This window comes from Flavobacterium ustbae (genome assembly GCF_003946915.1).
Taxonomy (GTDB): Bacteria; Bacteroidota; Bacteroidia; order Flavobacteriales; family Flavobacteriaceae; genus Flavobacterium; species Flavobacterium ustbae.
The window spans coordinates 59,399-69,065 of the sequence record NZ_RPOC01000023.1 but is presented as its reverse complement, the minus strand read 5'-3'; the positions used below and the strand labels follow the sequence as shown (position 1 = coordinate 69,065).

The following is a 9,667-nucleotide window of genomic DNA, read 5'->3' as shown; positions in this document are numbered from 1 at the left end:
ACAATAACGAAAGAATTAAATCAAATCTAAACAAAATGAGCCCGATAAAATATCGAGCTCATTATTATCAAACTTAATTATAAATTTGTCTAAACTTTTGGGTGCAGTCTATTAACGTTCGGCTTCCTTTTTATTACTTAATCTACACTCAATTTAGGGAGAGTTGTTTTCTTTTCATTCATCATTTTTTTCACCTGTTCAATAGTTCTATAACGATCTATGGTCATCTCTCCAGTAAATGATCCACTTTGAAGCGGTCTTGGAGGTACTTTTGCATAGGTCTTCATAATTTCGTCCATTGCTTGATCAAAGATTACCATTGTCCAAGTTTTTTCTGTCCAGCTGTTCATAAACAGATCATAGCGTTCCTGCGGATCCTGCCAAAGATTGTATACAGCAGGAACAGTGGCTATATAAGTTTCGTCGCCTCTCCATCCCAATTGCTGGCCAGGCATGTCACTTCCTGCAATTGCTCCATTATCTCCTCTAGTGTTGAATACGGCTTTAAATTTTCCCATACGAATAGCTCCCGGAGATAATTCAGATTCTGTAAAATAGAACCAACGATCACGTAGAGGTTTTCCTTTTTTAAATAATACATTCGACATATCGTAGCTATCAAAAACCATATCTACACCAGCTCTGTCTTTTGTCGGAAGCTCGACACCAGCAAGACTAGCAAATGTCGCCATAAGATCAAGTCCGCCTACAATATCGTGGCTTTGGCTTCCCGCTTCAATTTGTCCTGGCCACCAAGCAATAGCTGGCACACGGCTACCTCCTTCTCTATCTGTTCCTTTACTTCCTCTAAAAGGTGTATATCCAGAATCTGGATGTACGTCTTGCCAAGCACCATTATCTACTGTATAAATAACTATCGTATTTTCGGCAATTCCCAAAGAGCGAATTTTATCCATAATTCGGCCTACATTGTGGTCCATTTCTACTACAGCATCAGAATATTTGCTTTTTCCTGGAGACTTGCCTGCAAATTCTTTTGAAGGAAGGTTAGGCTGGTGATTTTTAGCAAAATTGATGCACATAAAAAACGGATCTTTGCTTTTTGCGTATTCATCAAGCTGTTTTAAATTGTTCTCTACCATCATCATATCTAGCTCTGCAATATTCTCTTCTGTAACTTTAGAGACCTCACGCGCTTTTCCGCCTGCTTCACCTTCAAGTACACCAATAGTTACCTTTTTGAAAAAAGCCAGCATTTCTGGAGACATCTCTGGATTCCAAGATTCAAAAGCATACGTATAGGCATTCAAATGATAAAGTACTACATTCTGCATTTTATCAAAACCTTGAGCTATAGGCATCGCATAATCGGCTTCTCCTAAGTGCCATTTTCCTGAAAAGTACGTTTTATAATTGGCTTTTTTAAGCACCGAAGCCAATGTCCATTCTTCTTTTGGCAAACCGCCTCCCTGTCCCTGAAAAGCAACAGTTGTCATACCGCTACGGTTCGGAATACGGCCCGTTAGCATTGCTGCCCTTCCAGGCGTACAGCTAGGCTGTCCGTAAAACGACCAGAACTGCATTCCTTCTTTTGCCATTTTATCTAGGTTTGGTGTAGGCATACCACGGCCAACTCCTCCTCCATAAACTCCTAAATCTCCCCAACCAGTATCGTCTGAGATTACCATTATAATATTAGGCTTCTTTTTGGTTTGGGCTTCAATATCGACAAATGTCAATACTGCCAAGCCTGTTAAAAGTACTGCTAGAACATTTTTTTTCATGATTTGTAATTTTAGGATTATTACTATTTCAATTAAAGTTACCTCTTTGCTCTGAAAATTATCAGTCTATACATTTATTTGATGTTTCACATTGCAATATGAAACTAAATTTTTAGAAATGAAACAATTACAAAACAGTGAATTAACAAAAGAGTAACTTTATACAACCTTGTCATTTCTGAGAGCATGAGTCATTTTAATTTTATTGTTGAAAAAATTGCTTCCCCTCAATGGCACATTTCTTGGAAAAAATATTTTAATTATTAACTGATTTAAAACTATTTATCATGAAAATTACTTATTACGGACATTCTTGTTTTTCTGTTTTTGCGGGCGGGAAACATATTCTTTTTGACCCTTTTATTACACCCAACGAATTAGCCAAAGAGGTTGATGTTGATGCCATAAAAGCAGATTACATTTTTATTTCTCATGCACATTATGACCATATTTTGGATGTAGAACGAATTGCGAAAAATACTGGAGCCAAAGTGCTTGGGAATTTTGAAATCTATAATTGGCTATTGAAAAACGGAATCGAAAATGCGCATCCAATCAATCCCGGTGGAAAATTTACTTTTGATTTCGGAACCGTAAAATGTGTCGTAGCCCAACATCCGAGCAGTTTTATGGATGGTTCTTACGGTGGTATTGCCTGCGGATTTGTACTGTCAACCGCTGATGGAAATTTCTATTATAGCGGCGATACGGCATTAACGCTAGACATGCAGCTTATTCTTAGATTTACAAAACTGGATTTTGCCGTTTTTCCTATCGGTGACGGACTTACAATGGGAGTTGAAGAAGCTATTGAAGCCTCTAAATTGGTCGGAGTAAATAAAGTTTTAGGCGTTCATTACGATACTTTTGGCTTTATTATAATGGATCATCAAAAGGCTTTAGATTCGTTTAAAAATGCTTCCATCGAATTATTTCTACCTAAAATAAACACGACGATCGAAATCTAAATTTGGTTATTTTTCTTGGTTATATTTCGCTAAAAACTATTTTTTAGCGAAATATCATTTTATAAAATAAAGCCTAAAATAATCTTTAAATAATTTTCAAAAATAAAAAAAGGAATAGCTGCTGACACTATTCCTTTTAGCATATAATGAGTTCTGCTGATGAACTTTATTATATGTAATTGACAAAATTAATGATGTATTGTGCTGTAAGTTCTGGATATTGATGCTGTGGTCCGTGTCCTGTTGCCGAATATACAATCATCTGAGCATTTGTCATCTGATTGATAATCGGATACCAATTGTCTACGGCAAAACTAATATCATGATCTCCAGAAATAATCAAAATAGGTGTTTTGGTCTTTTTAAGCTGTTCTCTAAAATTTAAAGGATCATCTCTAAAAGTATCTCCTCCGCCAAAATACAATTGAAAAACATCCATAGTAGAAGGAATTTTTTCTACCTCTATTTTTTTATGAATTCTGTCATGAGAAGCTTTTGCCGCTGCTTTGCTTGCTTCTGATTTAGGTTCAAAAAACAGAACAATTTCATCTTCAAAATCATTTATAGGTTTTAGCGCAGCATCAAAAAATGCCTGCTCAATCGGAATCTCGTTTTGTCCAGGCGGATTTGTTCCAACTAAAACAGCGTGCGTTACCAAATTAGGATACAGCAAAGTAGCCGTCTGTGCCACCAGTCCGCCGTACGACCATCCTAAAACTATAACCGAATCTAATTTTAAGAAATCGGCAAGATCTTTTACATCTTTAGCGACAATCGTAATGTCTGGAGCAAGACTTCCTGTAGAAGAGCCAATTCCAGAATAATCAAATACAATAACATTGAACTCTTCTGCCATCTTTGCAATAAAAAGCGGATCCCAAGTATCAAGCGTTCCTCTAAATCGGTTCACAAAAATTACCGCTTTTCCTTCGCCATAAGAACGATAAGCAATTTTACGATCGCCTAAATCGGCAAAGCGTGTTTCTGCGTCATAAATTTTTTCCATAATTATAATTTAAAGATTGAAATCAATTCGTTTTCTTTTAAGCAGACAAAGATTAAACCAAAACATAGAAAGCTTATAATAAAGCATTTACCATTCACTTACGTTTTAAAAATTATGATATTTCAAGAATCAAATCTCTTTTTTAACGATATATAATAATTTCTATAAACCGCTTTAAGAACAATGCTTTTATAATCAATCCTTTACAAAAAAGGCATTTCTTTTGCTTTTTGCGAATGAAATAGTACTGATTTTCAGAAATTTAATCTAATAGCTTCGATATGATGTATTTATCTAATAAAAAAACGATTATGTTTATTACTGGAGCGTTTATCAGCCATGTGTGCTGGAAAGAATGGATTATTTTTTTTGAGAATCAAGGTTATAAAACCGTAGCGCCGCCCTGGCCACATAAAAATGAATCTGCTGTCGTTTTAAGACAAGCACATTCCGAATCAAAAATTGCCTTAACCCGTCTATCTGATTTATTGGATTATTATACCGAAATCATTGATAAACTTCCTGAAAAACCAATTCTTATTGGCCATTCTTATGGAGGTTTACTAACCCAATTACTTATTCAGAAAGAGCTTGGTGCTGTTGGAATCTGCATCAATTCTTTACCGCCTGGCAATCTCCTGCATTGTAATTTTTCGTTTTATAAAAATCTCTGGAGTCTTTCAGGCCAATTCAATTCAAAAAATAAAGCCTATTTAATGCCTTTCAAAAAATGGCAGCTTCTTTTCGGAAACCAAATGTCATTTGAAGAACAAAAAGAAACTTATGAAACACTATTGATTCCAGAATCTAAATCAATTCTATGTGACATCTATTCCAAATCGGGTAAAATCGATTTCAAAAAAAGACATAATCCGCTTTTGTTTTTATCAAGCTCAGAAGATGCTTTTTTGCCTATTTCATTGAATTATTTAAATTTCAAGAAATACAAAAACCTGCATTCTATTACTTGCTATAAAGAATTTCAAGATTCGAACCATCTAAGCATTAATCAGGAAAACTGGGAAACGATGGCGGAGTTTATTGCCAATTGTCTGAAGAAAATTTCTTAATTTGTTTTTATTTTAACACATAGAAACATAGTTATAGAAAACTTTAAAAAAGGCGTTTCACTTGCATATATACACATAGCAAACCATAATAGAAAATTCTTAATTCTTAATTCTTAATTCTTAATTCTTAATTCTTAATTCTTAAATAATCCCTTTCTTTATTTCGAGTTTTTTAATCTTCGAATTTAATGTTGACGGGTGAATGTCTAGAATTTCGGCGGCGCCTCCTGCTCCAGAAATTTTTCCGTTGCATTTTTTAAGGATATAAAGAATATAATCGCGTTCGTTTTCTAATATCGTTTTGATTGAAAATGATTCCGAAGGCTGTTCCGGATGCATTTTGGATGACATAGAAAGTTCAATTTCTTTTATTGTATTTCCGTCTGTCAGCAAAATGGCACGCTGTATCACATGTTCAAGTTCTCTAATATTTCCAGGCCAATTGTAATTCATAATCTGCTGCAAAGCAAAATCGGAAAGAACAGGCGCTTTTCTGCCCATTTTCTCGCTGTAAACCGCTATAAAGTGATTCGCCAAATCGGGAATATCTTCTTTTCTCTTTTTTAATGGCGGAACCATAATCGGGAAAACATGCAGACGGTAATACAAATCCATTCTGAATCTTCCTGCCGCCACTTCTTCTTCCAGATTTTTATTGGTAGCCGCAATAATCCTTACATCTATTTTCATTGACGAAGTGCCACCAACACGTTCAATTTCTCTTTCCTGCAAAACACGAAGCAATTTTACCTGCAATTCCAGAGACATTTCTCCTATTTCGTCTAAAAAAATAGTTCCGCCATCTGCCATTTCAAATTTACCAATTCGTCTGTCCAAAGCGCCTGTAAACGCACCTTTCTCGTGTCCAAAAAGTAAAGATTCTGCAAGATTTTCGGGAATAGCTCCGCAATTAATGATAACCAAAGGCTTATCTTTTCTTGGCGATAAGGCATGAATGCTTTGTGCAATTTTCTCTTTTCCTGTACCGCTTTCTCCTAAAACCAAAACGGAAGTATCTGAAGGAGAAACTTTTCGGATATAATTAAAAACAGCACTCATTTGCGAGCTATTGCCAATAATTCCGTCAAATCCTTGTTCGGGATTTACGGGTTTTACGTTTTTGATTTCCGTTTTTTTAGCAGGCAGATTTACATCTTCTTTCGAATAAATTTTAGTAATAAACTGGCAGAAAAGAGGTTCCAGCGAATTCAAAATTCGTAAATGTTCCTGAGAATAAACATTTAGATTACGGCTATAAAATGTAAAATGATAGCTCTGAATCGTGGCAATCGAAAGAGGAAAAACCAAATACGATTTTATGCCAAAATTATGTGCAATTAAAGCTTTTATTGGCGCTTCTTGAAAGTTGTTTATCAGCGCTTCTTCACTGTAAATAATCGGTTCTTTATCTGCTTTAGATTTTCGATATGTTTCATTAATTTCTTTTTCGGAAATTTCTGCGATCTGTGATAATTTCTGCAGATTGATCATTTGATACTGATCTAAATTTCTGCGAACAATTCCGAGATTATCAAAATGTGTAGTGGTTACAAAGCCTGTTTCCAGATAATCAAAAGGAATAAAAGTCTGCGTCGCTTTCGCGAAAGCCAATAACGCTTCTTCCTTCTTCAAATCTGAATTTATAATGTCTGTAATTGCTGCCTGAAGCTGAAATTGCTGTAACAATTGACTTTCTAAACTATACTGTTGGCGATAAAATGCAATTTCTAGAGTTGTTAAGACATCTTGCTCTCTAAAAGGTTTTACAATAAAACCGTACGGCTGAGTAGTTTTTGCCTGATCTAATATACTTTTACTAGAATTGGCAGAAATAAATATAAACCCAATATATTTTTCTTTTAGAATATGTGCCAGTTCAATTCCATTTCGGCTTCCTTTCAGCATGATATCCAAAAAAACTAAATCTGGCCTATTAATCTCAATTTGTTCCAAAGCCTGCTCTACCGACCGCGCTATTCCCGTAACTTCATAACTTGCTTTTTCGAGAATTAACTGTAAATCGTGAGCTTCAATAAATTGATCTTCTACAATTAAAATTCGCTTTTTAAATTCTGAAGAAGTTACTTCATGTCCGTTAGCGGTAAACTTTTTCATAAGTGTGTAAATTTGTCTTATATTGCACTTAATTTATTGATACAAAAAATAGTTAATTATGTCAATTAAAATTATCGGTTTCCAAATTTAGATAAATTAAAATCACAATTAACCTTAATTTTCATATTATTTTTTAAATAAGCACAAATGTTTCTATTTATATTTGTTAATCAAAAACTTACTAAAATTTAATTCTAAACCAATGAAGCTACTTTACTCGTTTTGTCTGCTTTTTTTTATTGCAATTAATGCTGAAGCACAAAACCATCCTGCAACAGCAAATTATGATTTAAAAAAGAAGCGTTTATTAATACACACTAGTTCATCTTATCTGTATAATGCTAATCAAGGCGCTATCGATACTGACAGCTCTGTAGTATTAACGTGCAAGGCCTATAAACTTCCTGTTTCTTTAGCTTATGACGAAGGTTTTAATGATGGTTCTTATTTAATTGGTCAAGATCTTATTGAAAAAGAAAATATTGATGCGGCTAAAAAACTTTATGCAAAATCTAAAGGCGTAGATAAGGTAAAACTAGCTCTGCAATTGGGAATCCACTATCTATTTAAACCTTTTTCAAAACCAGACGACATCACAAACGCTAATCTCTATATAACCGATGCAGTAAAAATTAGCAATCAGCTAAAAATACAAAAGTGGCAGCGCGAAAGTTTAATGCTTTTGGGAAAATTCTATTTTCAAATCAACAATTATCCCGAGAGTAAAAAATGTTTTATACAGGTTGTAAACGAATGCCGAAAACAAAATGATAAAACAGCTCTGGCGTATGCATTGCTTAACCAAGCAACGTATCAGTACGACTTGGATCCTGAAAAAGAAAAAATACTAACAGAAGCCGAAGCTTTGTTCAAATCTTTAGGTCTTGAAGAAAAAAGAATTGAAGCAAAAACAAAATTGTGCACGATTTATTTTTGGCACGGAAAAATAAATGATGCCAAAAAAATACTGTATCAGAACCTAGCAGCTATGCGAAAAATTGGTTTCAGACAACAGCAATTTACCGAAACTACTATTTCGTATATCCACGGTGTACAATACAATATTAAAGATGCTTTTTATTATGCGATGAAAAGTGTAAAAACAATGGAAGCTACAAAAGACTTTACCTTTGCCGATATTTTTTATATGCGTTTGGGAATAGCGTATTTGCAAATGGGCCATACCGATGAGGCCATAAAAATGTCTGAGAAAAGTATTGCGCACGGGCAAAATAATTTTAGCACGGGTAGCTGGTATAAAGGTTTTATTACTGCCGCAGCCTCTTTGTCACTGAAAGGAAAAAATAAAGAAGCTATAGAATACATGAATTCTATTGCAAGCAAATATCCTCCTCCAAATAAACTAGATGATATGCTGCTGAATTATGCTTACGCCAATTGCTATTGGCGTATTAAAAACTATGGAACAGCCGAAAAATATTTTATAAAAGCCGCAGAAGCTGCAGATCTTTTAGATTCGCCGCTGACGTATAGAGATGTGTGCAATACGTATTCGTCGGCTGCTTTGTTTTATGCCAATCGAAACAATCTTCAGAAAACACAATTATATCTTGACAAAATTGATGCTATTTCTAAAAAATACAACAAGAAATACAACTCAGAAGCAGTGCAAATGTCTCTCTATAAAATAGATTCGCTAAATGGTGATTTTAAATCGGCTTTGGCGCATCATAAATTGTACAAAAAATTTAGTGATTCTATTTTAGATTATGCAAAAAACAAACAGATTGAAGAACTTAGATTTCAATATGAAACCGAAAATAAAGAACAAAAAATAAAGCAATTAGACAAAGAAACCGATCTACAGGAAAGTGCTTTAAAAAAATCAAAATTATTAAATACCGTTTCTATTTGGAGTTTGGTTTTATTGGTTCTTACAATTGCTTTACTCTATAATAGATATCGTCTGAAACAAAGAACGAATGCCGAATTGGAACTGAAGGAAAAAGAAATCAATCAAAAGAATATCAATTTGAGACATTTGCTCGATGAAAAAGAATGGCTTTTGAAGGAAATTCACCATCGTGTAAAAAACAATCTTCAAACCGTAATAAGTCTTTTGAATTCACAATCGGCTTATTTGGAGAATGATATGGCCTTGTCTGCTATTAAAAACAGTCAGCATCGTATTCATTCTATGTCGCTTATTCATCAGAAATTATACAATTCAGAAAATATTGCGACGATCAATATGCCGAATTACATCAAAGAATTGGTCGAATATTTAAGAGAATCTTTTTCGCTTGGACAGCGCGTTCGTTTTGAACTTAAAATTGATCCGTTGGAATTGGATGTTGCGCAGGCAGTTCCGCTGGGATTGATTTTAAACGAATCTATTACCAATTCTATAAAATACGCTTTTCCAGACAACCAGACGGGAATGATTTATGTCACGCTTGAAGCCACGACACAAGACAAATATTTGCTGACTATTGCTGACAACGGAATTGGTTTTGATGCGAACATTAGCAATAAAAAAATCAATTCGTTCGGTTTAAGTCTGATAAAAGGTCTTAGTGACGATTTGGAAGCTTCATTTTCTATGGAAAATAATAATGGAACAATCCTAAAAATTGAATTTTCTAAAGAATTTCCAATCAATGAAAAAAGAAGAGAATTTAGAGACTAAATCTTAATTTTTATTAGACGCGGATAAAACGGATTCGTTATCACGATCCGATAGCTATCGGGAGCTGATTTGTACGGATTTTTTAAACTTATAATTAAGATAGATTTTATATG

The 9,667-nt window shown here is 34.2% G+C and carries 6 protein-coding genes; 3 read left to right on the top strand and 3 right to left on the bottom strand.

What is annotated here, in order from left to right; genetic code table 11:
* Positions 1-137: 137 nt before the first annotated feature.
* On the bottom strand, positions 138-1,745 hold the full coding sequence (locus EG814_RS19645) for an arylsulfatase (RefSeq protein WP_125723580.1): 1,608 nt from the start codon (positions 1,743-1,745) through the stop codon (positions 138-140).
* 287 nt (positions 1,746-2,032) lie between these two features.
* Here EG814_RS19645 and EG814_RS19640 point away from each other — a divergent pair, with 287 nt between their 5' ends.
* On the top strand, positions 2,033-2,713 hold the full coding sequence (locus EG814_RS19640; protein ID WP_125723579.1) for a metal-dependent hydrolase: 681 nt from the start codon (positions 2,033-2,035) through the stop codon (positions 2,711-2,713).
* Positions 2,714-2,882: 169 nt separating this feature from the next.
* Here EG814_RS19640 and EG814_RS19635 read toward each other — a convergent pair whose 3' ends face one another.
* Entirely contained in the window at positions 2,883-3,719 is an 837-nt protein-coding gene (locus tag EG814_RS19635; RefSeq protein ID WP_125723578.1) for an alpha/beta fold hydrolase, read from the bottom strand.
* A gap of 281 nt (positions 3,720-4,000) precedes the next feature.
* On the opposite strand from EG814_RS19635, the gene EG814_RS19630 reads away from it, so the two are divergent.
* Positions 4,001-4,789 carry an alpha/beta fold hydrolase gene (locus EG814_RS19630; protein ID WP_235831015.1) on the top strand — a complete coding sequence of 263 codons (789 nt, stop codon included), beginning with the start codon at positions 4,001-4,003 and terminating at the stop codon, positions 4,787-4,789.
* Positions 4,790-4,930: 141 nt separating this feature from the next.
* Here the strand turns inward: EG814_RS19630 and EG814_RS19625 are convergent, their stop codons facing one another.
* A complete protein-coding gene (locus EG814_RS19625) occupies positions 4,931-6,904 on the bottom strand; it encodes a sigma 54-interacting response regulator (protein WP_125723577.1) in 1,974 nt (657 codons plus the stop codon).
* Positions 6,905-7,106: 202 nt separating this feature from the next.
* On the opposite strand from EG814_RS19625, the gene EG814_RS19620 reads away from it, so the two are divergent.
* Positions 7,107-9,554: a tetratricopeptide repeat-containing sensor histidine kinase gene (locus tag EG814_RS19620; protein WP_125723576.1), complete on the top strand. Its 2,448-nt coding sequence runs from the start codon at positions 7,107-7,109 to the stop codon at positions 9,552-9,554.
* Positions 9,555-9,667 lie beyond the last annotated feature (113 nt).

Excerpts from the sequence above, each read along its gene's own strand:
- EG814_RS19640 (WP_125723579.1), top strand. The coding sequence starts at position 2,033 with ATGAAAATTACTTATTACGGACATTCTTGTTTTTCTGTTTTTGCGGGC.
- EG814_RS19630 (WP_235831015.1), top strand. The coding sequence starts at position 4,001 with ATGATGTATTTATCTAATAAAAAAACGATTATGTTTATTACTGGAGCG.
- EG814_RS19645 (WP_125723580.1), bottom strand. The coding sequence starts at position 1,745 with ATGAAAAAAAATGTTCTAGCAGTACTTTTAACAGGCTTGGCAGTATTG.
- EG814_RS19620 (WP_125723576.1), top strand. The coding sequence starts at position 7,107 with ATGAAGCTACTTTACTCGTTTTGTCTGCTTTTTTTTATTGCAATTAAT.
- EG814_RS19635 (WP_125723578.1), bottom strand. The coding sequence starts at position 3,719 with ATGGAAAAAATTTATGACGCAGAAACACGCTTTGCCGATTTAGGCGAT.
- EG814_RS19625 (WP_125723577.1), bottom strand. The coding sequence starts at position 6,904 with ATGAAAAAGTTTACCGCTAACGGACATGAAGTAACTTCTTCAGAATTT.